This is a genomic window from Phenylobacterium sp. (genome assembly GCF_004297125.1).
Classification (GTDB): domain Bacteria; phylum Pseudomonadota; class Alphaproteobacteria; order Caulobacterales; family Caulobacteraceae; genus Phenylobacterium.
Genome location: NZ_SCVD01000008.1, coordinates 1 through 21,476, shown reverse-complemented (window position 1 = coordinate 21,476; position 21,476 = coordinate 1). Strand labels below are relative to the sequence as shown.

Annotated in this window: 26 protein-coding genes; 16 read left to right on the top strand and 10 right to left on the bottom strand. The window is 70.7% G+C overall.

Annotation, left to right across the window (positions count from 1 at the left end; all coding sequences use genetic code 11):
• Together EPO51_RS04825 and EPO51_RS04820 are read left to right on the top strand one after the other, a co-directional pair.
• Positions 1 to 114, top strand: a 114-nt coding sequence (locus tag EPO51_RS04825) for a hypothetical protein (protein ID WP_293346612.1), incomplete at its 5' end; no start/stop codon positions are given.
• A gap of 41 nt (positions 115 to 155) precedes the next feature.
• A complete protein-coding gene (locus tag EPO51_RS04820; RefSeq protein WP_293346606.1) occupies positions 156 to 329 on the top strand; it encodes a hypothetical protein in 174 nt (57 codons plus the stop codon).
• A 32-nt stretch (positions 330 to 361) separates the two neighbouring features.
• On the opposite strand, the gene EPO51_RS04815 is transcribed toward EPO51_RS04820, so the two are convergent.
• Together EPO51_RS04815 and EPO51_RS04810 are read right to left on the bottom strand one after the other, a co-directional pair.
• Positions 362 to 1,060, bottom strand: coding sequence for a sensor histidine kinase (locus EPO51_RS04815; RefSeq protein ID WP_293346603.1), 699 nt, complete (start codon positions 1,058 to 1,060; stop codon positions 362 to 364).
• A 5-nt stretch (positions 1,061 to 1,065) separates the two neighbouring features.
• Positions 1,066 to 1,383, bottom strand: a complete 318-nt coding sequence (locus tag EPO51_RS04810; protein ID WP_293346600.1) for a hypothetical protein — start codon at positions 1,381 to 1,383, stop codon at positions 1,066 to 1,068.
• Between the two features lie 174 nt (positions 1,384 to 1,557).
• On the opposite strand from EPO51_RS04810, the gene EPO51_RS04805 reads away from it, so the two are divergent.
• Entirely contained in the window at positions 1,558 to 1,803 is a 246-nt protein-coding gene (locus tag EPO51_RS04805; RefSeq protein WP_293346597.1) for a hypothetical protein, read from the top strand.
• A 26-nt stretch (positions 1,804 to 1,829) separates the two neighbouring features.
• Here the strand turns inward: EPO51_RS04805 and EPO51_RS04800 are convergent, their stop codons facing one another.
• Positions 1,830 to 4,508, bottom strand: coding sequence for a bifunctional acetate--CoA ligase family protein/GNAT family N-acetyltransferase (locus EPO51_RS04800; RefSeq protein WP_293346594.1), 2,679 nt, complete (start codon positions 4,506 to 4,508; stop codon positions 1,830 to 1,832).
• A gap of 118 nt (positions 4,509 to 4,626) precedes the next feature.
• Here EPO51_RS04800 and EPO51_RS04795 point away from each other — a divergent pair, with 118 nt between their 5' ends.
• Positions 4,627 to 6,117: a L,D-transpeptidase family protein gene (locus tag EPO51_RS04795; protein ID WP_293346591.1), complete on the top strand. Its 1,491-nt coding sequence runs from the start codon at positions 4,627 to 4,629 to the stop codon at positions 6,115 to 6,117.
• A 79-nt stretch (positions 6,118 to 6,196) separates the two neighbouring features.
• Positions 6,197 to 6,409 (top strand): hypothetical protein, encoded by a 213-nt coding sequence (locus tag EPO51_RS04790; RefSeq protein ID WP_293346588.1) that lies wholly within the window; start codon positions 6,197 to 6,199, stop codon positions 6,407 to 6,409.
• A gap of 147 nt (positions 6,410 to 6,556) precedes the next feature.
• On the opposite strand, the gene EPO51_RS04785 is transcribed toward EPO51_RS04790, so the two are convergent.
• The 6 genes from EPO51_RS04785 to EPO51_RS04760 form a co-directional block, all read right to left on the bottom strand.
• On the bottom strand, positions 6,557 to 7,165 hold the full coding sequence (locus EPO51_RS04785) for an NAD(P)H-dependent oxidoreductase (protein ID WP_293346585.1): 609 nt from the start codon (positions 7,163 to 7,165) through the stop codon (positions 6,557 to 6,559).
• Between the two features lie 20 nt (positions 7,166 to 7,185).
• Positions 7,186 to 7,608, bottom strand: a complete 423-nt coding sequence (locus EPO51_RS04780) for a hypothetical protein (RefSeq protein WP_293346583.1) — start codon at positions 7,606 to 7,608, stop codon at positions 7,186 to 7,188.
• A gap of 10 nt (positions 7,609 to 7,618) precedes the next feature.
• Positions 7,619 to 8,386 (bottom strand): SDR family NAD(P)-dependent oxidoreductase, encoded by a 768-nt coding sequence (locus tag EPO51_RS04775; protein ID WP_293346581.1) that lies wholly within the window; start codon positions 8,384 to 8,386, stop codon positions 7,619 to 7,621.
• A gap of 98 nt (positions 8,387 to 8,484) precedes the next feature.
• A complete protein-coding gene (locus EPO51_RS04770) occupies positions 8,485 to 9,624 on the bottom strand; it encodes a patatin-like phospholipase family protein (RefSeq protein WP_293346579.1) in 1,140 nt (379 codons plus the stop codon).
• Entirely contained in the window at positions 9,615 to 9,764 is a 150-nt protein-coding gene (locus EPO51_RS04765; protein ID WP_293346577.1) for a hypothetical protein, read from the bottom strand. Before EPO51_RS04765 ends, EPO51_RS04770 begins: the two co-directional genes overlap by 10 nt.
• Before the next feature lie 432 nt (positions 9,765 to 10,196).
• A complete protein-coding gene (locus tag EPO51_RS04760) occupies positions 10,197 to 10,844 on the bottom strand; it encodes an OmpW/AlkL family protein (RefSeq protein WP_293346575.1) in 648 nt (215 codons plus the stop codon).
• Between the two features lie 266 nt (positions 10,845 to 11,110).
• Between EPO51_RS04760 and EPO51_RS04755 the strand changes: the two genes are divergently transcribed.
• A complete protein-coding gene (locus EPO51_RS04755; protein WP_293346573.1) occupies positions 11,111 to 11,329 on the top strand; it encodes a hypothetical protein in 219 nt (72 codons plus the stop codon).
• A gap of 12 nt (positions 11,330 to 11,341) precedes the next feature.
• On the opposite strand, the gene EPO51_RS04750 is transcribed toward EPO51_RS04755, so the two are convergent.
• Positions 11,342 to 11,590 carry a hypothetical protein gene (locus EPO51_RS04750; RefSeq protein ID WP_293346571.1) on the bottom strand — a complete coding sequence of 83 codons (249 nt, stop codon included), beginning with the start codon at positions 11,588 to 11,590 and terminating at the stop codon, positions 11,342 to 11,344.
• Between the two features lie 295 nt (positions 11,591 to 11,885).
• On the opposite strand from EPO51_RS04750, the gene ccoN reads away from it, so the two are divergent.
• The 10 genes from ccoN to EPO51_RS04700 form a co-directional block, all read left to right on the top strand.
• Complete coding sequence (gene ccoN, locus EPO51_RS04745; RefSeq protein WP_465246588.1) at positions 11,886 to 13,370, top strand: cytochrome-c oxidase, cbb3-type subunit I; 1,485 nt, start codon at positions 11,886 to 11,888, stop codon at positions 13,368 to 13,370.
• An 11-nt stretch (positions 13,371 to 13,381) separates the two neighbouring features.
• Entirely contained in the window at positions 13,382 to 14,119 is a 738-nt protein-coding gene (ccoO, locus tag EPO51_RS04740) for a cytochrome-c oxidase, cbb3-type subunit II (protein ID WP_293346569.1), read from the top strand.
• Positions 14,116 to 14,289, top strand: a complete 174-nt coding sequence (locus EPO51_RS04735; RefSeq protein ID WP_293346567.1) for a cbb3-type cytochrome c oxidase subunit 3 — start codon at positions 14,116 to 14,118, stop codon at positions 14,287 to 14,289. Before ccoO ends, EPO51_RS04735 begins: the two co-directional genes overlap by 4 nt.
• Entirely contained in the window at positions 14,282 to 15,211 is a 930-nt protein-coding gene (ccoP, locus tag EPO51_RS04730; protein WP_293346565.1) for a cytochrome-c oxidase, cbb3-type subunit III, read from the top strand. Before EPO51_RS04735 ends, ccoP begins: the two co-directional genes overlap by 8 nt.
• Positions 15,208 to 16,707: a cytochrome c oxidase accessory protein CcoG gene (gene ccoG / locus EPO51_RS04725; protein WP_293346563.1), complete on the top strand. Its 1,500-nt coding sequence runs from the start codon at positions 15,208 to 15,210 to the stop codon at positions 16,705 to 16,707. Before ccoP ends, ccoG begins: the two co-directional genes overlap by 4 nt.
• On the top strand, positions 16,704 to 17,195 hold the full coding sequence (locus tag EPO51_RS04720) for a FixH family protein (protein WP_293346560.1): 492 nt from the start codon (positions 16,704 to 16,706) through the stop codon (positions 17,193 to 17,195). The genes ccoG and EPO51_RS04720 overlap by 4 nt, the downstream gene beginning before the upstream one ends.
• On the top strand, positions 17,186 to 19,354 hold the full coding sequence (locus EPO51_RS04715; protein ID WP_293346557.1) for a heavy metal translocating P-type ATPase: 2,169 nt from the start codon (positions 17,186 to 17,188) through the stop codon (positions 19,352 to 19,354). The genes EPO51_RS04720 and EPO51_RS04715 overlap by 10 nt, the downstream gene beginning before the upstream one ends.
• The gene (ccoS, locus tag EPO51_RS04710) at positions 19,351 to 19,509 is read left to right on the top strand and encodes a cbb3-type cytochrome oxidase assembly protein CcoS (RefSeq protein ID WP_293346554.1); all 159 of its coding nucleotides are present in this window, start codon (positions 19,351 to 19,353) and stop codon (positions 19,507 to 19,509) included. The genes EPO51_RS04715 and ccoS overlap by 4 nt, the downstream gene beginning before the upstream one ends.
• Positions 19,510 to 19,569: 60 nt before the next feature.
• Positions 19,570 to 20,955: an oxygen-independent coproporphyrinogen III oxidase gene (hemN, locus tag EPO51_RS04705; protein ID WP_293346551.1), complete on the top strand. Its 1,386-nt coding sequence runs from the start codon at positions 19,570 to 19,572 to the stop codon at positions 20,953 to 20,955.
• A 200-nt stretch (positions 20,956 to 21,155) separates the two neighbouring features.
• Positions 21,156 to 21,476 (top strand): aminotransferase class I/II-fold pyridoxal phosphate-dependent enzyme (locus EPO51_RS04700; protein ID WP_293346548.1); only part of this gene is annotated, 321 nt, incomplete at its 3' end.

Genomic DNA, 21,476 nt, shown 5'->3' with positions numbered 1-21,476 from the left:
AACCAGCACGGCATGGAGGGCGTCCGCTTCTACACCAAGACCAAGACCATCACCGCCCGCTGGCCCGAAGGCGCCGTCGAGGACTCCGCCTTCGTCATCCCCACGATGCAGTAGCGTCCGCGGCGCCTTCCCTGGAGAAAGGACCAGCCGAACCCATGCCCAAGACCTACGGACCTGTGACGGAGCGTCTGCTGAACCTGGCCCTGGGTCGCTCCTGCGTCGTCACGCAGAAGCGGATCGACTATTCGGCGGCGCGCAAGCACGCCCCCGAACGCGACTGGTGGGCCGAGTCCCGCGACGGCGGCTGGGTCGTCACCCGCGTCCGCTAGCGCGGTCGCCCGGGCGCGCGCCCGGCGCGAGGTCAACCGGCCGCGATGCGCGGATAGATTACCGAGACCAGGGCGCCGCCGAAGGGCGCGCTGCCCAGGCGGGCGTAGCCGCCCAGCTGGCGAGCCAGGGTGTCGATGAGGCCGCGGCCGCTGATCCGTTCGCCGGGCAGATCGGTCATGCCGACCCCATCGTCGCGTACGGTCAGTTTCACGCGGCCCGCTTCCTGCGTCAGACGGACCCAGATCCGACCGTCACCGCCAACCGGGAACGCGTGCTTCAGGGCGTTGGAGATCGCCTCGCTGACGATCATCCCGATCGGGGCGAGTTCGGCGGCGGGGAGTTGCAGCGCGGGATCGCAATCGACGTAGATGCGATGCCGGGAACCCGTGAACGCGGCGACGAGAGTCTCCAGGAACGGACGCGCGAGGCCGAAGCCCCGCCCGCCTGCGCGGTGCAGGGCGTCGTGCGCCCCCGCGATCGCCGCAAGCTTGTCGGCCATGTCTTCGGCCAGCTCTCCGACCGTCAACCCGCGCCGCTTGCTGGCCACCCGCGCGTAGGCCGCGAGCAACTGGAGATGGTTCTTGATCCGGTGGTCCATCTCCCGGATCACCGTGTCGCGGCCGTCGGGCTGCGGCGGCATGGTCTCGGGGAAGGGCGTCGAAGCGGCGCAGGTCACAGTCACCTCCATGGCGTTCGGGTCGCGCCGCGGCTCCGGGGCGTCGGCCAGCATCGGCGTCAGGCGTCGTTCAGGAGGGGGGTGGCCACGCCGCCGGCGGCCAGCCGCGTCGCGGCGGCGCGGCTGCAGATCTCCAGGTTGTCCGTCATCAGCCGCGTGCCGGCGTCCATCAGGGCGAGCGGTCCGGCGCTTGTCGCCAGTCGGCCGAGGTAGTCGGTCCAGGCGGTCCAGGCGCAAGCCCAGGCGTCCATGGACTCCCGGGCCAGCGCATAGCTGTCGAGTCCGCCCCAGGCCTGGGTCCAGAGCCCGACGGCTGCGCGCGACGCCGCATCGAGGCGAGCGAGGTCGAACTCGGGGTTAGGCGGTGTCGCGGTCATGGCGAATCTCCGGCTCGCCGCTCAGGGTGCGCCGCCGCCGGGCAGGCGCCTTGACCTCGATCAACCCGCCGGCGGCGGTGGCCGTTGGCTCCGTACCGCTACCTAGGTGCGGCCCCCGAATAGCGGCGTTCGGAACGGCGAGGTTAGCTCTCGAGCACAACACGGGAGATCGCCATGCTCGCCTTCGCAGCCCCAGCCGCCCACCCCGCCGTGGTCGCCAGGACCGACGTCGCCTCGCACGCGGAGAGCTACCTGCTCCTCAAGTCGGCCGGTGACGTCGTGTGGGTCGCGGACCCCAAGGTCGCGACCGCCTTCGCCTCGATGCGCGACGCGATCCGCGCGGCCAGCCGCCTGCCGGCCAACCAGCGCGCCTACGGCCTGCCGCGCGAGGCCGAGCCGGTCGTTCGTCGCCCGCACTGACCTGAGCGCCGGCCGCTAGCTCGTCGCTAGCTCGCCGCAGGTCCGACGGGCCGGGTGACGCAGACCCTCGACATGTCGGCGTCGTCAGCCTGGGCGGTGAACCCCAGGGCGTGGGAGAGGTCGAGCATGGGCCTGTTCTCCCGCGCCACCTGGCCCCAGACTTCCCGCAGCCCGCGCCCCGACGCGTAGTCCAGCACCGCCTGCAGCAGAAGGCCTCCCAGTCCGTGATGCTGGCGGTCACTGCGCACCATCAGCGCGAACTCCGCGGTCTCGCCTTCCGGATCCTCCACCAGCCGGCCGACCCCCACCAAATCCCCCGCCGCGGTCTCGGCCACCAGCGCCATGTGGCGGTCGTAGTCGATCTGGCTGAGCCGGGTCGCCAAATCCCGGTCGAGATGGAGCATGCCGCCGCTGAACCGCAGTCGGACGTCTTCCGGCGTGCAGGCGTCCACCATCTGCACCAGCCGCGCGGCGTCGGAGGGGCGTATCGGCCGCAGCGTGAGGGGCTCGCCCGCGACCTCGACGGTGCGGGTCAGATGCGCCGGATAGGGGAGGATGGCCGGCCGCGCTGTCGCGAGGTCCGGCGCCCGCACCGCGATCCGGGCGTCGATCGCCAGGGCTCCCTCGTCGTCGCAGAGCACCGGATTGAGGTCGAGTTCGGCGACCTCCGGCAGGTCGACGGCCAAGCGTCCGAGGGCCACCAGGACCGCGGCCAGGGCGTCCAGGTCGGCCGGCGGGCGGTCGCGGTAGCCCGCGAGCAGCCGGGCCACCCGGGTCCGGGCGATCATGTCCCGCGCCAGGGCGACGTTGAGCGGCGGCAGGCCGAGGGCGCGGTCGGCCACGACCTCCACCGAAACCCCGCCATGGCCCACGACGATGACGGGCCCGAAGGTCGGGTCGCGCACCAGTCCCGCTAGGACCTCCTGCGCCCTTGGTCGCGAAACCATCGGCTGCACCAAGAAGCCGTCGAGGCGCGCGTCGGGGCGGGCGACCTTCAGCCGCGAGAGCATGGCCTCCGCGGCGCGGGCGGTCGCAATCCCGCCCGTCAGGCCGAGCTGGACGCCGCCGACATCGGACTTATGGCTGATGTCCGGCGACTGGATCTTCAGCGCGACCGGACCATGGGGGGCCACGGCCATCGCGGCCTCGCCCGCCGCCTCGGGCGTCGCGGCGAGGCGCAGGTCCGGCGTCGAGACGCCATAGGCCCGCAGGACGCCCTGGACTTCGATGGGGTCGAGCGCCGCCCGGCCCTCTGCCAGGGCCCGCCGGACAATCTCGCGCGCCCGGCCGGCGTCCAGCGTCTCCTCCGCCCCGTCGGGGGCTTCCAGGAGCTGGTCGTGCAGGCGCTGGGCCTCGGCCAGGCGGGAAAAGGCGCGCACGGCAGCCTCGGCGGTCGGGTAGGTGGCGACGCCGGCGGCGGCGAGCCTGGCGCGGCCGGCGGCGACGCTGGGCTCGCCGAGCCAGGCGGCCAGCACGGGCTTGTGGGCGGCGTCGGCCGCGCGGGCGGCGATCACGGCGTCGGCGGCGAGGCCGCTGTCGGCCACCGCCGTGGGGCAGTTGATCACCAGCACCGCGTCGACCTCGGGCGCAGCGAGCAGGGCGGCGAGGCTGCGGGCGTAGAGGTCGGGCGGGGCGTCGCCGAGGATGTCCACGGGATTGGCGCAGGTGCTGTGCGCGGGTGAGAGCGCGCGGAGCGTCTCCTGGGTCGCGGCCGACAGGACGGTGAGCTGGCCGCCGACCCGTTCGAGGGCGTCGACCGCCAGGACGCCGGCGCCGCCGCCGTTGGTCAGGATGGCGAGGCTGCCGGGCGTCTTCGGGCGCCCGTGGGCGAACACCAGGGCCGCGTCCAGGAAGTCGTCCAGCCCATCCACCTGCAGCACGCCGGCGCGGCGGAAGGCGGCGGCGTAGACGTCGTCGGCGCCGGCCAGGGCGCGGGTGTGGGAGAAGGCGGCCTTTGCGCCGGCGCGGCTCCGGCCGCCCTTGAGCAGGATGACCGGCTTGGCGCGCGCGGCGTAGCGGGCGGCGCTCATGAACTTCCGCGCGTCGCGCAGGCTCTCGACGTAGAGCAGGATCGCCCGCGTCGCCGGATCGCGCCCGAGGAAATCGAGCATGTCGCCGACGTCCACGTCCAGGGAATCCCCCAGGGTGACCACGTGGCTGAAGCCCAGGCCGTGGGCCGGGGCCCAGTCGAGCGCGGCGGCGGCGACCGCCCCGGACTGGGCCACCAGGGCGATCGCCCCGGCCGGCGGAGTGTTTCGCGCGAAGCTGGCGTTGACGCCATGGCGCGGCGACAGCAGCCCCAGACAATTGGGTCCGATGACCCGCAGCAGGTGCGGCTTGGCCGCGTCCAGCAGCGCCTGGCGGCGGGCGGCGCTCTCGGGGTCGTCGCCTTCGAACCCGGCGCTGATCACCACCGCGGCGCGGCAGCCGCGGCCGCCCAGTTCGGCGATGGCTCCGGCCACTGCCGGGGCCGGCGTGGCGATCACCGCCAGGTCGGGGACGGCGGGAAGAGCCGCGATCGAGGGGAACACGGTGCGGCCGTGGACAGGCCGGCCCTTCGGATTGACGAACAGGAGTTCTCCGGAAAAGCCACCGGCCAGCAGGTTCGCCGCCAGCACCTCGCCGACCGACCCCGGCCGGTCGCTGGCGCCGATCAGGGCGATGCGCTTGGGCGCGAACAGGGCTTCGAAATTACGCGTGGTCATGGCGCGACCTTGTGGGCGTTCCGCCACTCGTCGCCTTGATCGGGCGCAAGCCGGCCTGGTTGATCTGGATCACGGCGCTCGCGGAGCCTGCGGGTCAAGGTGCAGCAAGGAGGCGCCTGTGCCAGACCTCGCAGCGCGGCGCCCGCCGCCACCCCTTCGCCCGCAACCCGACCCCCAGCTGCTCCGGACGCCCCGCGCGAACCGCCGGGCGGGCTCGCTGGCGATGGCGCTGGTGCTGCTGAGCGGTCCCGCAGCCGCGGCCCCCGCGGCCGTCACCACGGCCCCCGCGGCCGTCGCCACGGCGCCATTGACCGGCGCCGAGCGTTCGGCGCTTGGCGGGGCGCTCGGGCTTGGCGACGCGGTGTTCAGCCTCGACGACGCCGCCCTGACGGCGCGCGCCCTGAGCTACGCCCGCACCGAGGGCGGACAACGCGTCCGCCCCTCGCGGATCGATTCACGCTGGACGATCGAGCCGCCGACGCGCGACCTGGCGGCTGAACTCGCGGCTGCCCGCGCCGCCGGGCGGCTGGCCCCGTGGCTGGCGTCGTTCGCGCCCACCGCCCCGGCCTATCGCGCTCTGTCCGAGGCGCGGGAACGCTACGCCATGACCGCCGCGGTCGGCGGTTGGCCGAGCGTGCCGAACGGGCCGAGCCTCAGGGTCGGGGACCGCGGCGACGTCGTCTCCGCCTTGAGGAGCCGCTTGGCCGCCGAGGGCTATGGCGCGGCGTCGTCCGATCCGATGCTGTTCGGCACGGAGCTCGAGGACGCCCTGCGCGAGTTCCAGGCGCGACACGCCCTGGGCGTCGATGGCGTGCTGGGGCCCGCGACCCGCGGCGCGCTCAACGTCTCGGCGGCCGAACGCCTGGCGCAGATCGACGCCAATCTCGAGCGCTGGCGATGGATGCCACGATCGCCGCCGGGCGACCGACTGGAAGTCGACACCGGCGCCCAGGAGGCGACCCTCTACAAGGCCGACTCGCCGGCCCTGCGGATGCGCGTGATCGTCGGCAGCCCGAAGCACCCGACGCCGATGTTCGCCTCCAGCGTCGATGCGGTGATCCTCAACCCCCCGTGGAACGTGCCGGCGTCGATCGCGGCGAACGAGCTGCTGCCCGCCGAGGCCCGCCGGCCGGGACTGCTGGCCAGCATGGGCATCCGCTGGGTGGACGGCCATCTCCAGCAGCGGCCGGGACCGAAAAATTCGCTTGGGGTGATCAAGTTCGACGTGACCAGCCGCTTCGGCGTCTATCTGCATGACACGCCGGGCAAGGGGCTGTTCGTCCAGCCGGTGCGTGCGTTCAGTCATGGCTGCATGCGGCTGGAACAGCCGCGCGACCTGGCGCTCGCGCTGCTCGCGCCCCAGGCCTGGGCGCCGGCGAGCCTGGACGAGGCCATCGCGGCGGGCGTGACACGCCGGATCAATCTTCAGCGCCGGGTCCCCCTCTACGTGGTCCACTGGACGGTGCGGGCCGAGGCCGACGGCCGGCTGAGCTTCCGGCCGGACATCTATGGATGGGACCGCAAGCTCGCGGCCGCCCTGCCGAAGGTGACGATTGCGCAAGGTCAAGGCGTGGATCGCGCAACCCGGCAGGCTAGACGGCATGTCTGAGCCCCCGATCCCCGCCGGATCCCTTCGGCGTCACCCGTGGCCGCGGTTCCTCGTAAGGGCCCGCCGCGCCTGGTTCGGCGTGACCGAGACGGTGAGCTTCTTCGCCGCCGCCGCGGCGGCGGTGGGCCGCTTCCTGTTTGGGCGCTGGCCCGAACCGCCGGGCCGCGACTACCTGGCGCCGAGGGGGCGTGAGCGGAGGGAGGACGGCGAACAGTTTCTCGGTGCGCGTTTGACATCGCACAAAGCGCCGCGCCGCCGCCGCGAGCAGAGTATTGAAATCCAGTCCCAATAGCTCCCCCGCTCCCGGACTGGCCTCTGGCCGCCCCAGCCCCATCGGTTGGGGCGGCATTTTGTTGAGGATGGCGTGAAGCAGACCGGCGCGATGGCGCGCCGGCCGGCCGAGGACGGGCGGAGGCTGAGGGCCGCGGGCCGCCTGGCGTCAGGCCGCGCGGGGCGGGTGCGCCCGGAAGTGCGCCGTGGCGGAGGTCCGCACCTTGGTCATGACCTCTGCGAAGGCCTCCTCGGTGATCCCGGACACCATTCCCCCGAAATGGTTGTGGTCGACGACCTTGAGGCCGCATGTCCCGCCGAGGTGGGCGTCGAACAGGCTCATCAGGCCGCTGAGCGCGCCGGTGTCCCGCATCCAGGAGTCCGGCGCGCCGGAGGTGCTGAAGCTGATCAGCTGACGGCCCTTCAGGTTGGGCTCCGTGCCGCCGAAGGCCGGGACGAAGCCGAAGCCCATCCCGAAGACGCGGTCGATGTAGCCCTTGAGGATGGCGGGCGGGGCGTTGAACCACAGGGGATAGACCAGGGCGAAGACGTCCACGTCGGCCAGACCCTCGCGCTCGCGCAGGACATCCGGCCGGAACACCGGCGCCTTGGGGCCGGGGATCTCGCTGGCCTTGAGGCAGGGGTCGAAGCGCATGGCGTAGAGGTCGCGCGCGACGACCTCGTGCCCGAGCTGCCTGACGGCCTCGGCGTAGGTCCGGGCGATCGCCGCGTTTAGGCTCTTGCGCGCGGGGTGGGCGAGGATGACGGCGTGTTTCATGGCGGTCTCCGGAACGGCGGTCAGTCTGGGTGGCGCGAACGGCGTGCCTGCAGGCTGCGCGCCGCCCAGGGGGTCAGCGCCATGGCCAGCAGGCCGAGCGGCATCAGCCCCCCATGCAACAGATCGTAGTCGGCGAGGATTCGGTCCCAACCCAGCCCCAGGAGGCGGCCGACGCCAATCTCGAACAGCAGGGTCAGGGCGACCCAGAGGCCGCCCACGCCCAAGGCCTCGCCGGCCGTGCGAAGCCGCATCCAGCGCAGGCAGACCCAGGTGATGGCGAAAATCACCAGCGCGCCGATGAACACCGACGCCTGGCGGACCATGAAGTCCGCTTCCGGGCTGACCAGCAGGTGTCGCATGGCGCCCTGTGCGCTCTCGACCGCGATGATCATCAACCAGATCAGAAGCGCGCGAAGCAGGGCCGGGATGCTGAGAGGGAGCATCGCCGGCGCCTCAGCGGGCCGTGTAGCCGCCGTCGATCACCAGCTCGGCGCCGGTGACGAACTTGGCCTCGTCCGAAGCCAGGTAGACGCAGCCCCAGGCGATGTCGTCGGGCTCGCCGAGGTGGCCGAGCGGATGCAGCGCGTCGAGCCCCACCCTTGCGGCGGCCTCGTCGCCCTGGTCCTGGATGAAGCCCTCGACCATCGGCGTCCAGATGAAGCCGGGGTGGATGGAATTCACCCGGATCCGCTCGCCCGCGTAGATCAGGGCGTCGGTCTTGGTCATCAGGCGCACCGCGCCCTTGGAGGCATGGTAGGGCGGCACGTCGGCCGCGCCGACCAGGCCGTAGATCGAACTCAGGTTGATGATGCTGCCGCCGCCGGCGCGGCGCAGGTGCGGGATCGCGTGCTTGGTGCAGAAGAACACGCCCTTGACGTTGATCCCCTGGACGAAGTCCCACTCCGCTTCGGTGATCTGGTCCGTCGGCTTGCTGACGCCGGCCACGCCGGCGTTGTTCACCAGAATGTCGATGCGCCCGAACCGCTGGGCGACCTGGCCCAGCACGCGCTCGACGTCGGCTTCCTTCGAGACGTCGAGCGGCCAGCCGCAGGCCGTGAAGCCCTTGCCCGTGAGCTCGTCGGCGAACTCGCCCAGCTCGGCGGCGAGGACGTCGGTCAGGGCGATGGTGGCGCCTTCCTCGGCCATGCGGAGGGCTGTGGCCCGGCCCAGGCCGAGCGCTGCGCCGGTGATCACTGCGACCTTGCCTTTGAGGCGGTTCATCGTCGTCTCCTCCGTAGATGGTTCGAACGCTAGGCCGAACGGCGGGACACGCCTTGCGCAGGATCAACGGGGCCACAGGGCCGCCGCTTGCGATGGCTTCAGGTAGGAGCGGACCAGAGGCGTTGGCTTTCGCCGACCGCGAAGCCCTCGGCGAACAGCTTGGTCATCGTGGCGCGGTCGAAGCGGAGCAGGCTCGCGCCCGCGGCCTGGGGCGGCAGGCTGGCGACCCGAAGGGCGAAGCCGTTGATCTCGCAGAACGCCGCGACCGAGCGGAGGGCGCTCCGATAGGACGAACGCAGCATCAGCTCGAAGCTGCGCACGAGGATCGGCACGGCATGCATCGGGGTGAGCCACGAGGTCGGTTCCAACGGCGTGTTCACCAGCGCGAAGATCTCAACCTCGGCGTCGCGCCACCCTTGCGCATGGTGCGAAAGCAGGGCTTCGGGCACGACGAACAGTGGCATGATCGCGCCTCCGTCGACGTGCATCTCCTGGTAGCTCCGCCCCTCGCTTTCGACATCCAGCATGACGGGCGGGAAGATTCCGGGAAGGCTGGCGGAGGCGACCAGCACGCTCCTGAACAGCTCGAGCGCGCGCTTCCCGCCGGTGTCGGCGATCGCGCCCATGTCCCAGATCGAGGTCGACTGGGCGTCCAGGTTGGCGGTGGCCACGAACAGTCGGCGGCCGGCCCGGTGGACCGTGGCCACCGCCGCGAGCACCTCGTCGTCGATGTGGTGCGCGACGAGGGCGGCGAGCCGTTCACCCGGGTAGAGGCTGGGCCAGGGCCGAGCCGAGGTGAGGGCGAACACCTCCTCGGCGTATCCATCCGTGAAGGCGGCCTCCAGGCGCGGATCCCAGTCGGATCCGAGGACCGCGAAGGGCGCGATGAGCGCGCCTGTGCTGACGCCGGTGACGGTGTCGAACGCGGGGCGGGCGCCCGCGCGACTCAGGCCGACCAGCGCCCCCGCCCCGAAGGCCCCGCCGGCGCCGCCGCCGGAAAGGGCGAGCACCTTCAACCCGAGACCTGGCGCGTCGGGGTTTAGCGCGGGAGGCTCGCCGAGGAACCGGGTCAGATCGCCGTCGTCGCCCTCGAAGCGGATTCGCCCGAAGCCCTCGGGCTCGGCATGGATCCCCCGTGGCGGCGGCTCGCTGCGCCCGTTGCGCGCGGCCCATCCGGCTCTGACGCGCGACCTCCAGCCGGCGCCGGCGCCGGCGCGTACGCCCCGCCTCACCGCCACGCGCGTCCGGCCAGGATGGCGTCGGAATCGCGGGCTCGCCGAGCCAGCGAACGACCGCCGCGCTCGCAGACGCCGATGGTCGCCTCGGCGACGACCTGGGTGACCCTGCAGGTGACATCCTGACCAAAGGCCACGGCCATCAAGGCCCCTCGCGAAGACGAGGGCTCTTGGGACGATTCCTTCGATCCTTCCCGCGTCAGGCGGATGGGGAGCCAGCGGTCGGGCGTGGCGCCGAGCGCGACGCACAAGGTCTCGCCATCGAAGACATGCAGAACCGGGCCATGGACCACGGCGCCGGCCGCAGGCGAAGCGGCCGTGCATGGCTGATGCGCTTGAGCCGAGGTCGCCCCCGCGAGCGCGAGGGCCGCGATGGCCACGAGGAAGGACGGTGATGACATGAGATGAGGCTAGGGGCGGGTCGCTGGACCCGACAGTTCGGAGCGGCCCCTAGGGGCTGGTACGGAAGCCGGGTCATGCCACCCGTCCGCCGCGTCGCTCGGGGCGGCCCTTGCCGTCCAATCGCGGCCGCGCACGCGACCGCGATTGAAGAAGGGCCGCGGCCCGTCAGGTCGTTAGAAGCGGTAGCCGACGCCGGCCGAAAGGACCCACGGGTTGAGGGTGACCTTGGACTTCAGCCCGTTGGTCCGGTCCACGGCGTCGGTCTCGAAGAAGATCTTCTTGGCGTCCAGGTTCACGGTCCAGCGGTCGTGCGTGGCGATATCGACGCCGGCCTGCAAGGCCGCGCCGAAGCCGTCGTCGATCTTCAGGTTGAAGCCGTTCTTGTCCGAACCCGAGTAGAACAGCATGTAGTTCACGCCCGCGCCGACGTAAGGGCTCACGCGCGCCCCGGGCGCGAAATGATACTGCAGCGCCACGACCGGGGGCAGGACCCAGGTCTCCTTCACCTTGATGTCGGTGGCCGGCCCCTTGGCGCGGACGGTGTGGTTCGTCGTCCCCAACGTGAGGTCCACGGCCACGTGGTCGGTCAGGAAATAGGCGATGCCAAGCGTCGGCATGACGTCGTAGCTCGCCTTGGCGCGAAGCCCGGTCGAGGCGCCCGCCAGCGTGGTGATCGGGTCGCTTCCCGTGGGCGCGACGTCCGTGATCCGGACGTTCAGGACGATATCGCCCTTCGCCTTGGGTTGGAAGTCCTGCGCCTGGGCGACGCCAGCGGCGGCCAGCGCGGCGACCAGGACGACGGCTCCGAATTTGATAGTCATTGGATATCCCCTTCTAGATGCGGCTGCGGCCGCTTGAGGGGGGTTTGTCAGTCCCGGCCAAGCGTGGCTTTGATCTGGAGCAAACTGAGATTTCGAAGTTCTCAGGCCGCCTGCGACGTACAATCGGCCGGGGCGCGAGGGCCCATTCTCGACGTCGAGCAAGCTGTCCGTCAGCCTAAGTAGCGACCCTTAGGGGACGGTCCGGAATGGCGGCTTCCGTGCGGAGGCTGTGAGATCGAGCCTGGGAAGAAACGCGGAATCGCACGATGGCCAACGCAAAATGCGACAAGATGTCCGCCCTCGTGGCGCGCATTCCCGGCGACGGCGACTATCAACTGCGTTTCCTGCGGATCGGTCTGGACGGGTTTCCCGAATGGGGGCCGGAGCGTTCGACCGCCGCCCGCCTGCCTTCGCTTCGGCACGCCAACCATGTCGCCAGCCTGCTGCCCGACGGATTGAAGGCGTTCGGTCTCCTGGACGGCTGATCGGCGACCGCTTCAGGTCGCGATCCGCGCCGGGGAGAGGGCCGCGACCCACGCCGCCAGACCGGCCAGGGCGAACGCGACCGCAGCGTAGCACCAGCCGCAATGCGGAACCTGGGCGACGCCGCACACAACCCCGCGCAGCGCCATATGGTCCCGGGCCAGATCGGCCGAGAGCGCCGCGGACGCCATGAGGGTAGCGCCGAGGAGACCGATGGTCAGACGCTCGACGCGCGATTGGATGGGGGTCGGCGGCCAGCGCATGGTCGATCTCCTCGGACACCGCAATATGGCGTCTGCGCCGCAGCCGGCCTTGAGCGAAATCAAGGCTGGGTCGGGTCGGTAGCGCCATGAAGGCCCGCGTCTCTCAAGGGACTGGGGATTCATGACGGTAGCCACATCATCTCGCGACGGGACGCCGCTCGACGTCACCGCGCTCTATATGTTCACCGGGCTGAGCGCGTTCCTGGCGCTGCTCGCCACGGCCTTCACCCACGATCCGCTGTTCCGGTTCCACGGCTATATCCTGACCGGCGCGCTCGTCGTCGCCGTCTGCGTGATGAGCGTGCTGATCGGATCGGATCGCCTCAGGTCGGACCCGACCCGCTATGCGGACGGCGTGATCCGGGCCGGGGTCATCGCCACGATGTTCTGGGCGGTCGCCGGCCTCGCCGCCGGCGCCCTGGCCGCGTCCCAGCTCAGCTGGCCGCGGATCTTCTACTTCCCGGAGCTGCCCTGGCTGAACTTCGGCCGGCTGCGGCCCCTGCACACGTCGGCGGTGATCTTCGCCTTCGGCGGCAACGCCCTGATCGCCACGTCCTTCTATGTGGTTCAGCGCACCTGCCGGGCGCGCCTGGCGGGCGGCGTGTGGCCCTGGTTCGTGTTATGGGGCTACCAGCTGTTCATCGTCCTGGCGGCCACCGGCTACCTGGCCGGCATCACCCAGAGCCGCGAGTACGCCGAGCCCGAGTGGTACGTGGATCTTTGGCTGACCATCGTCTGGGTCGCCTACCTGCTGGTCTTCCTGGGCACGATCTGGAAGCGCAAGGAGCCGCACATCTATGTGGCCAACTGGTTCTACCTGGCCTTCATCGTCACGATCGCGATCCTGCACCTGATCAATAACGCCGCCGTGCCGATCGGCCTGCTGGAGACCAAGAGCTATTCCGCCTTCTCCGGCGTCCAGGACGCCCTGGTGCAGTGGTGGTACGGCCACAACGCGGTCGGCTTCTTCCTGACCGCCGGCTTCCTCGGCATGATGTACTACTTCGTGCCCAAGCGCGTGGAGCGGCCGGTCTATTCCTACCGGCTGTCCATCGTCCACTTCTGGTCGCTGATCTTCATCTACATCTGGGCGGGTCCGCACCACCTCCACTACACGGCGCTGCCGCAGTGGGCGCAGACGCTGGGGATGACCTTCTCGATCATGCTGTGGATGCCGTCGTGGGGCGGGATGATCAACGGCCTGATGACGCTCTCGGGCGCCTGGGACAAGCTGCGCACCGATCCGGTGGTGCGGATGATGGTGGTGGCCATCGCCTTCTACGGTATGTCCACCTTCGAAGGCCCGCTGATGTCGATCCGCGCGGTCAACGCGCTCAGCCACTACACCGACTGGACCATCGGTCACGTGCATTCCGGCGCCCTGGGCTGGGTTGGCTTCATCAGCTTCGGCGCTCTCTACTGCATGGTCCCGTGGCTGTGGAAAAAGGAGCGGCTCTACTCGAACCAGCTGGTCGAGTGGCACTTCTGGCTCGCGACCACCGGCATCCTTCTCTACATCGCCGCGATGTGGGTCTCCGGCATCATGGAGGGCCTGATGTGGCGCGAGTACACGCCGCAGGGCTACCTCGCGAACGCCTTCGTCGAGACCGTCGCGGCCAAGCACATCGAGAACGTGATCCGCACGGTTGGGGGGCTCATGTACCTCTCGGGCGCGCTGATCATGGCCTACAACCTGTGGCGCACCATCCGGCTGCCCAGCGCCCAAGCGGCGCCCAGCCCGGCTGAGTTGCCCACGCCCGCCCTGATGGCGGCCGAGTAAGAGCGCCCGACATGTGGAAAGCACACGCCAAATTCGAGCGGCATTCGCTCGTCCTGCTGATCGGCATCATCATCGTGGTGTCGATCGGCGGCCTCGTCGAGATCAGCCCGCTCTTCTATCTGGAGAGCACCATCGAGAAGGTGGACGGGGTTCGCCCCTACACGCCGCTCGAGCAGGCCGGCCGCGACATCTACATCCGTGAGGGGTGCTACGGCTGCCACTCGCAGATGATCCGCCCGCTCCGCGACGAGGTGGAGCGCTACGGGCACTACAGCCTGGCCGCCGAGAGCATGTACGACCACCCATTCCAGTGGGGGTCCAAGCGCACCGGGCCGGACCTGGCCCGCGTGGGCGGCAAGTACTCGGACAGCTGGCATGTCCAGCATCTGGCCGATCCGCGCTCGGTGGTGCCGGAATCCAACATGCCGCCCTACAAGTTCCTGGCCGATACCGACCTGGACTATCGCGCCATCGAGCAGCGGCTGGCCACCCTGACGACGGTGGGCGTGCCCTATTCGAAGGCCGAGATCGCCAACGCCAAGGCCGACCTTCAACAGCAGGTCGATCCGTTCGCCGGCGAGGCCTCGGACCTCAAGAAGCGTTACGGCGCCAAGGTCCAGCAGCGCGACTACGACGGCAATCCCCAGCGGTTGACCGAGATGGATGCGCTGATCGCCTATCTCCAGGTGCTGGGGACCATGGTCGATTTCCGCAGCTACAAGGCCGAAGCCCCGGAGAACCTGCGATGAGCGGCCTCACCTACGAGACCGTGGCCCGCTTCGCCCAGCAGGGCGGTACGGTGTTCTTCGGCCTGATGTTCCTGGGTGGCCTGATCTACGCGCTCTGGCCGCGCCACAAGCAGGCGTTCCAGCGCCTCGCCCACCTCCCGCTTGAAGATGACGAGGCGCCCCATGTCTGAGCGCGAACGCGACGACCACACCGGAACCGAGACCACCGGCCACGAGTGGGACGGAATCAAGGAACTCGACACCCCGCTGCCCCGCTGGTGGCTTTGGACCTGGTACGGCTGCATCGCCGCGGCGGTGGTCTACTGGGTGCTGATGCCGGCGTGGCCGGGGATCACCGGCTACACCCGCGGCGTCCTGGGCCAGTCGGACCGCGCCCAGGTGGCGCAGGAGCTGAAGGGTCTGGCCGCCCAGCGCCATGCAGGCGAGAGCCGGCTGCGCGCTGCGAGCCTGCAGCAGATCGAGGCTGACCCCGAATTGCAGGGATATGCCATGCAGGTGGGCGCCTCTGTGTTCGGCGACAATTGCGCCACCTGCCACGGCGCCGGTGGCGCGGGCGGCAAGGGGTATCCCAACCTGCGCGACGATGTCTGGCTGTGGGGCGGTTCGCTGGATGAGATCCGGCACACCATCCAGGTCGGGGTCCGCTCGGGCCACGCCCAGGCGCGCGGCGAGAAGGTCATGCCGTCCTTCGGTCGGGACCAGATGCTGAGCGACGCGCAGGTCGACGACCTCACCGAGTACGTGGTCGCGCTCTCTGGCCGCAAGGCGGACGCCGCCGCCGTCGGCCGCGCGCGCCAGACGTTCGCCGACCAATGCACCGCCTGCCATGGGCCGGCGGGAACCGGCGACGTGGCTCAGGGCGTCCCGAACCTGACCGATCAGGAGTGGCTCTATGGCTCCGACCGGGTCGCCATCCGCGACCAGATCTGGAACGGCCGCAACGGCGTGATGCCGACCTGGGAGGCCCGCTTCTCGCCGGAAACGGTGAAGGCGCTCGCGGTCTATGTCCACGCGAACGCCGGCGGCGTGGCGGAGCCGGTCGCGCCGGCGAAGGCCGCGGCGGGGGTCGCAGCCGGGGCCGTCGGTCGATGACCACCGTCATCGACACGGTCTCCAAATCTCCGCCGCCGGAGGGGCCTGGCCCACAGTCGGCGGCAGAGAAGGTGCGTCAGAAGGCCCGGGACAAGGGCGAGCTCTATAAGCCGCGGGTTCCGATCTATCCGAAGCTGGTCCACGGCAAGTGGCGGCGGATCAAGTGGGCGCTGCTGATCCTGACGCTCACCGTCTACTATGTGACCCCGTGGATCCGTTGGGAGCGCCCGGGGGCGTTGCCGGACCAGGCGGTGCTGGTCGATTTCTTCGGCCGGCGCTTCTACTTCTTCGGCATCCAACTCTGGCCGCAGGAGATCCATTTCGTCACCGGGCTGCTGGTGATGGCGGCCCTGGCTCTGTTCCTGGTGACGGCGCTGTTCGGCCGGCTGTGGTGCGGCTACGCCTGCCCGCAGACGGTCTGGACCGATCTTTTCATCTATGTCGAGCGCGCCTTCGAAGGCGACCGCAACGCGCGCATGCGCCTGGCCGCGGCGCCGTGGTCGTTCGACAAACTCTGGCGCAAGGGCGGCAAGCACGCGGTCTGGCTGGCGGTGGCGTTCGGCACCGGCGGCGCCTGGATCTTCTATTTCCGCGACGCGCCCACGCTGCTGGGCGAGTTCTGGACCGGCCGGGCGCCGGTCACCTCCTATATTTCCTGCGCCCTGCTGACGGCCACGACCTACGTCTTCGCCGGCCACATGCGCGAGCAGGTCTGCACCTACATGTGCCCCTGGCCGCGCATCCAGGGCGCCATGCTGGATGATCACTCGCTGCAGGTGACCTATCGGCGCGACCGCGGCGAGACGCGCGGCCCCCACAAGAAGGGCCAGACGTGGGAGGGTCGAGGCGATTGCATCGACTGCAACGCCTGCGTGGTCGCCTGCCCGATGGGCATCGACATCCGCGACGGCCCGCAGCTGGAGTGCATCAACTGCGGCCTGTGCATCGACGCCTGCGACGAGATCATGGACCGGGTCGGCCGGCCGCGGGCGCTGATCGCCTACGACACCGACTTCGCGGTGGTCGAGCGCGGGGCGGGACGGCCGGCCTCGTACAAGTTCGTCCGTGCGCGCACGATCTACTACACCGTGGCCCTCGTGGGCGTCTCGGCGCTGGTGATCTGGGGCCTCGCCAACCGGACCCCGCTTGACCTGCACGCGCTGCGCGACCGCAATCCGACCTTCGTGCGGCTGCACGACGGCTCGGTGCGCAACGGCTACACGCTGAAGATCGCCAACCGCACCTTCGCGCCGCATACGGTGGAGGTGACGGTCACCGGCGTCCCCGGGGCCAGGCTCAGCACCCCCGGCGAGGCGGCCGGAACGGTCGTCCGCACCACGGTTCCGGCCAACGAGGTCCGTGCGCTGCGGGTCTTCGTCACCGCCAACCCGACGGTCGCCGCGGCCAGCCTGCCCGCCACCTTCTCGATCCGCGCCGGCGACGCCGCCGCGGCGACGGAGACAACGTTCCTCACCGGTGTGGAGACCCCGCCATGAGCATCCAGCCGACGACGGGCCGCCGCCCCTTCGAGGTCCGGGGGTGGCATGTCCTGGCCGGCGTCACGGCCTTCTTCGCCATCGTCGCCGCTGTCGACGCCAGCTTCATGGTGATGGCGATCCGCACCTTTCCCGGCCAGGTCTCGGTCACGCCCTACGAGGACGGCCTGCTCTACAATCGCCATATCGCTCAATTGGAGGCTCAGGACCGTCTCGGGTGGAGCGCCACCGCCGGAGCCGAGGCCGGGCAGGTGGCCCTTGAGTTCCGGGACCAGCAGGGCCGGCCGCTGTCAGGGCTGGCGATCACCGGGCGCCTCGAACGCCCGGCCACCGAGGCCGGCCGCATCGCCCTGCGGTTCGCCGAGGCGGAGCCGGGCCGCTACGTGGCCACGACCGGGAGGATTTCAGGAGCCTGGGACCTTACCACGCAGGCCCAGGGGCCGACCGGCGGGTCCTTCGTCGCCGAACGGAGACTGACATGGCCGTGATCTACGACGCCGCCCGGACCGACCTTGGCGCCTTCCTGAACCGCCATGACGACGGCGGCGCCCGCCTCGATCTGCTGGTGCCCGACGCACGCTGCGCAGGGTGCCTGTCGAAGATCGAGCGAGAGATTCTGGCCCTGCCGGGTGTCGCCTCGGCGCGGCTCAACCTTACCCAGAAGCGGCTCACGGTCGAGTTCGGCAAAGGCGGCGAGGACCCCGCCGCGGTGGTGGCGGCCCTCGAACGGCTGGGCTACCCCGCCACGCCCTACGACCCGGGACGGGCGCAGGACGCCCACGACCGCGAAGGGCGGCGCCTCGTCCTGGCCCTGGCCGTCGCCGGCTTCGGCGTCATGAACACGATGATGTTCTCGGTGCCGATCTGGGCTGGCCTGTTCGGCCAGGAACTGGGTCCGGCGACCCGCACCCTGATGATGTGGTTCTCGGGCGTCGTGGGGGCGCCGTGCGCCCTCTACGCCGGCCTGCCGTTCTTCCGCTCCGCCTGGCGGTCGTTGAAGGCGCGGCGCGCCAACATGGACGTGCCGATCTCGATCGGCGTGCTCCTGACGCTGGCGATCAGCTTCTCGGAGACGGTCCTCGGCGGGCGCGACGCCTATTTCGACGCCGCGGTCTCCCTTCTGTTCCTGCTGCTCATCGGCCGCTGGCTGGACCATCGCCTGCGCGCGCGCGCCTCCAGCGCCGCCGCGGACCTGCTGGCCCTCCAGGCGCCGAGCGCCATCGTCATGGGGCCCGACGACGCCCTGGTCGCCAGGCCCGTGGCCGAGGTGCGGCCCGGCGACCGCCTGCTGCTGCGGCCGGGCGAGCGGGTTCCGGTGGACTGTCGGGTGCTTTCCGGCGCCTCGGAACTCGACAACAGCCTGCTGACCGGCGAGACGGCTCCTGTGGCGGTCAGCCTCGGCGGCGACTGCCGGGCCGGCGCCCTCAACCTCTCCGGGACGCTTCAACTGGTGGCCGTCGCCCGGTCGGAGGACTCCGCGGTGGCCGCCATCGCACGGCTGGTCGAGGCCGGGGCGCAGGCCAAGTCGCGCTATGTGCGACTCGCCGACAAGGCGGCCGGCCTCTACGTGCCGGTGGTCCATACCGTCGCGCTCCTCACCTTCGCCGGGGGCTGGGCGCTCGGCCTTGGCCCGCGCGAGGCGTTGATCCGCGCCGTGGCCGTGCTGATCGTCACCTGTCCCTGCGCGCTCGGGCTCGCGGTTCCGGCCGTGCAGATCACCGCCTCCGCCCGCCTGTTCCGCCGCGGGGTGCTGGTCAAGTCGGGCGCGGCGCTCGAACGCCTGGCCGAGGTCGACCACGTCGTCTTCGACAAGACCGGCGTCCTGACCGAAGGCCGGCCACGCCTGGTCGACGCCATGCCCAGGACCCTCGCCATGGCCGCGCCGCTCGCTCGCGTCTCGCGTCATCCCCTGGCGCGGGCGCTGGCCGACGCGGCGGGCTCGGGCCCGCTGGCGTCGGAGGTGACCGAGCACGCCGGTCAGGGCGTGGAAGGGACCATCGACGGTCGCCGAGCCCGCCTCGGACGGGCCGCCTTTGTGGGCGTGGACGGCGCCGGCTCGGAGACGGAACTGTGGTTCGGCTTCGAGGGAGATATCAAGATCCGCTTCCGCTTCGCCGACTCGCTGCGTCCCGACGCGCTCGAGACCCTGGAGGCGCTGGCCGCCCGCGGCCTCTCCGTCGAAATCCTGTCGGGAGACGTCCCCGGCGCGGTCGGGCGCGTGGCCGAAGCCCTGGGCGTGGCCGCTTGGCGCGCCGGCTGCACGCCGCAAGACAAGGCTGCCCGCATGGACGAACTCGCGGCCGCAGGGCGTCGCGTGCTGATGGTGGGCGACGGCCTCAACGACGCGGCCGCGCTCGCCAAGGCCCACGCCGCCATGGCGCCCGGTTCCGCGCTCGAAGCCAGCCAGAACGCGGCCGACCTGGTCTTCTCGGGCGAGCGGCTGGAGCCGGTGGTCGCGGCCTTCGACGTCGCCCGCAGCGCGCGCCGCCGGGCGCTGGAGAACTTCGGTTTCGCCGCGCTCTACAATGTCGTCGCCGCCCCCGCGGCGATGCTCGGCTTGGTCAACCCGTTCGTCGCGGCGATCGCCATGTCGGGCTCGTCTCTGATCGTCACGCTCAACGCCTTGCGGACGGGACTGCGCCGATGAATATCGTGATGTTCCTGGCGCCGTTCTCGCTGGGGCTCGGCCTGCTGGCCGTGGCCGCCTTCTGGTGGAGCCTCAAGGCCGGGCAGTACGAGGACCCGGCGGGCGACGCCGCCCGCATCCTGGTGGAGGACCCCGAGGACCGGCCGATCGCCTGATCTCGCGCGGGTCTTGATCTGGATCACGGCGCCGGGCGCGACGCCTTGCGATCAGGCGGCATGACCTTGCACACGCTCGCCACCGCCAGGGCCTACCAGTTGGCCGACCTTGTCGCGAAGTACGACGGCCGCGCGCCGCGCTACACCAGCTATCCGACCGCGCTGCAGTTCACCCCGGAGGTGGATGAGGCAGCCTATCGGGGCTGGCTCTCCGCCCTTCCGGCGGACGAGGCCGTTTCGCTCTATCTCCACATTCCGTTCTGCGCGCGGCTCTGCTGGTATTGCGGCTGCAACACCCGCGCGGTGAACCGGCACGAGCCGATCGGCGAGTACGTGGCCCTGCTACGGCAGGAGATGGCCCTGCTGCGCGAAGCCCTGCCGGGCCGGCTGCCGGTGCGGACCATCCACTTCGGCGGCGGATCGCCCAACATGCTGAGCCCGGAGGATCTGGCGCAGCTGTTCGGGGGGCTGGAAGCGGCCTTCGCGCTTGCGCCGGACCGCGAGGTCGCCGCCGAGCTCGATCCCACCTCCCTGAGCCGAGATTGGGTGCAGGCCGCCGCGCGCCATGGCCTGAACCGCGCCAGCCTCGGCGTTCAGAACCTGGACCCCACCGTGCAGGCGGCGATCAATCGGGAGGAATCCTTCGAGCAGGTCGCCGCGGCGGTCGGCTGGCTGCGCGAGGCCGGCGTGGGCTCGATCAACCTCGACCTCATGTATGGCCTGCCCCATCAGACGACCGCCAACACCCTGGCCACCATCGACGCGGTGCTCACGCTGCGGCCCGAGCGCATCGCCCTGTTCGGCTACGCCCACGTCCCCTGGATGAAGGCGCATCAGCAGTTGATCGACGAGGGTGCTCTGCCCTGGCCCGGCGCCCGGCTGGACCAGGCCGAGGAGGCGGCGGAGCGGCTGACGCAGGAAGGCTATGTCCGCATCGGCCTGGACCATTTCGCCCGGTCCGACGACGCCATGGCCGTGGCGCTGGAGGAGGGCGACCTGCGCCGCAATTTCCAGGGCTACACGACCGACGCGGCCGGAACCTTGCTGGGCCTCGGCGCCTCGGCGATCGGCCACCTGCCTCAGGGCTTCGTGCAGAACATCACCGCGGAGGTGGCCTGGAGGGCCGCGGTGGCCGCGGGGCGGCTTCCGGTCGCGCGCGGCGTCGCGCTCACCGACGAAGACCTGTTCCGGGGCGAGATCATCGAGCGCCTCATGTGCGACCTCAGCGTCGACCTGGAAGCCGTCTGCGCCCGTCACGGCCGCTCGGTGTCCGACCTCTCGGACGCCCTGACGAGGCTCGCGCCCTTCGTCGGCGACGGCCTGGTCCGCTTCGACGGACGGATCCTGCGCGTCGAGGGCTATGGACGTCTGGTGGTCCGGTCGGTCTGCGCGGCCTTCGACACCTACTTCGAATCCGACGGCGGGCGGCATTCCAAAGCGCTCTGACGCCTTGATCCCGATCAAGGCTCCGCCTGGCCGCACGTCGCAGTCTTTTCCGCCTCGAAGCTGGAGTTTCCGATGTTCCCGATGACCCCGTATCTCGCCTTGGTCTTTGCCTGCTATGGCGCCTTCATGCTCGCCCTTGGCGTCGTCTGGGCTCGAGGCGCCCTTGCCGACCTCCGCGCCCGCAAGCGTTAGGCCGGCAGGTGGACTACGCGCCGGCCTTCCATGCCGCCCTTGACCGCGTCCGCGCCGAGGGGCGCTACCGGGAGTTCATCGACCTGAAGCGGCATCGCGGGTCCTTCCCGCTGGCGACCCGCACGCGAGGGGATGGATACTCGGACCAAGTCACGGTCTGGTGTTCGAACGACTACCTGGGGCAGGGGCAGAACCCGGTGGTGCTGGATGCGATGCATCAGGCCATCGAGGAGGCTGGGGCCGGATCGGGCGGCACGCGGAACATCTCGGGCACGACCCACTACCATGTGGAGCTGGAGCACGAGCTGGCCGACCTTCACCAGAAGGAA

Bases quoted from the DNA above. Each gene is read 5' to 3' on its own strand.
- EPO51_RS04820 (WP_293346606.1), top strand. From the start codon at position 156: ATGCCCAAGACCTACGGACCTGTGACGGAGCGTCTGCTGAACCTGGCC.
- EPO51_RS04815 (WP_293346603.1), bottom strand. From the start codon at position 1,060: ATGCTGGCCGACGCCCCGGAGCCGCGGCGCGACCCGAACGCCATGGAG.
- EPO51_RS04810 (WP_293346600.1), bottom strand. From the start codon at position 1,383: ATGACCGCGACACCGCCTAACCCCGAGTTCGACCTCGCTCGCCTCGAT.
- EPO51_RS04805 (WP_293346597.1), top strand. From the start codon at position 1,558: ATGCTCGCCTTCGCAGCCCCAGCCGCCCACCCCGCCGTGGTCGCCAGG.
- EPO51_RS04800 (WP_293346594.1), bottom strand. From the start codon at position 4,508: ATGACCACGCGTAATTTCGAAGCCCTGTTCGCGCCCAAGCGCATCGCC.
- EPO51_RS04785 (WP_293346585.1), bottom strand. From the start codon at position 7,165: ATGAAACACGCCGTCATCCTCGCCCACCCCGCGCGCAAGAGCCTAAAC.
- EPO51_RS04780 (WP_293346583.1), bottom strand. From the start codon at position 7,608: ATGCTCCCTCTCAGCATCCCGGCCCTGCTTCGCGCGCTTCTGATCTGG.
- EPO51_RS04775 (WP_293346581.1), bottom strand. From the start codon at position 8,386: ATGAACCGCCTCAAAGGCAAGGTCGCAGTGATCACCGGCGCAGCGCTC.
- EPO51_RS04765 (WP_293346577.1), bottom strand. From the start codon at position 9,764: ATGGCCGTGGCCTTTGGTCAGGATGTCACCTGCAGGGTCACCCAGGTC.
- EPO51_RS04760 (WP_293346575.1), bottom strand. From the start codon at position 10,844: ATGACTATCAAATTCGGAGCCGTCGTCCTGGTCGCCGCGCTGGCCGCC.
- EPO51_RS04755 (WP_293346573.1), top strand. From the start codon at position 11,111: ATGGCCAACGCAAAATGCGACAAGATGTCCGCCCTCGTGGCGCGCATT.
- EPO51_RS04750 (WP_293346571.1), bottom strand. From the start codon at position 11,590: ATGCGCTGGCCGCCGACCCCCATCCAATCGCGCGTCGAGCGTCTGACC.
- ccoN (WP_465246588.1), top strand. From the start codon at position 11,886: ATGAGCGTGCTGATCGGATCGGATCGCCTCAGGTCGGACCCGACCCGC.
- ccoO (WP_293346569.1), top strand. From the start codon at position 13,382: ATGTGGAAAGCACACGCCAAATTCGAGCGGCATTCGCTCGTCCTGCTG.
- EPO51_RS04735 (WP_293346567.1), top strand. From the start codon at position 14,116: ATGAGCGGCCTCACCTACGAGACCGTGGCCCGCTTCGCCCAGCAGGGC.
- ccoP (WP_293346565.1), top strand. From the start codon at position 14,282: ATGTCTGAGCGCGAACGCGACGACCACACCGGAACCGAGACCACCGGC.
- ccoG (WP_293346563.1), top strand. From the start codon at position 15,208: ATGACCACCGTCATCGACACGGTCTCCAAATCTCCGCCGCCGGAGGGG.
- EPO51_RS04720 (WP_293346560.1), top strand. From the start codon at position 16,704: ATGAGCATCCAGCCGACGACGGGCCGCCGCCCCTTCGAGGTCCGGGGG.
- EPO51_RS04715 (WP_293346557.1), top strand. From the start codon at position 17,186: ATGGCCGTGATCTACGACGCCGCCCGGACCGACCTTGGCGCCTTCCTG.
- ccoS (WP_293346554.1), top strand. From the start codon at position 19,351: ATGAATATCGTGATGTTCCTGGCGCCGTTCTCGCTGGGGCTCGGCCTG.
- hemN (WP_293346551.1), top strand. From the start codon at position 19,570: ATGACCTTGCACACGCTCGCCACCGCCAGGGCCTACCAGTTGGCCGAC.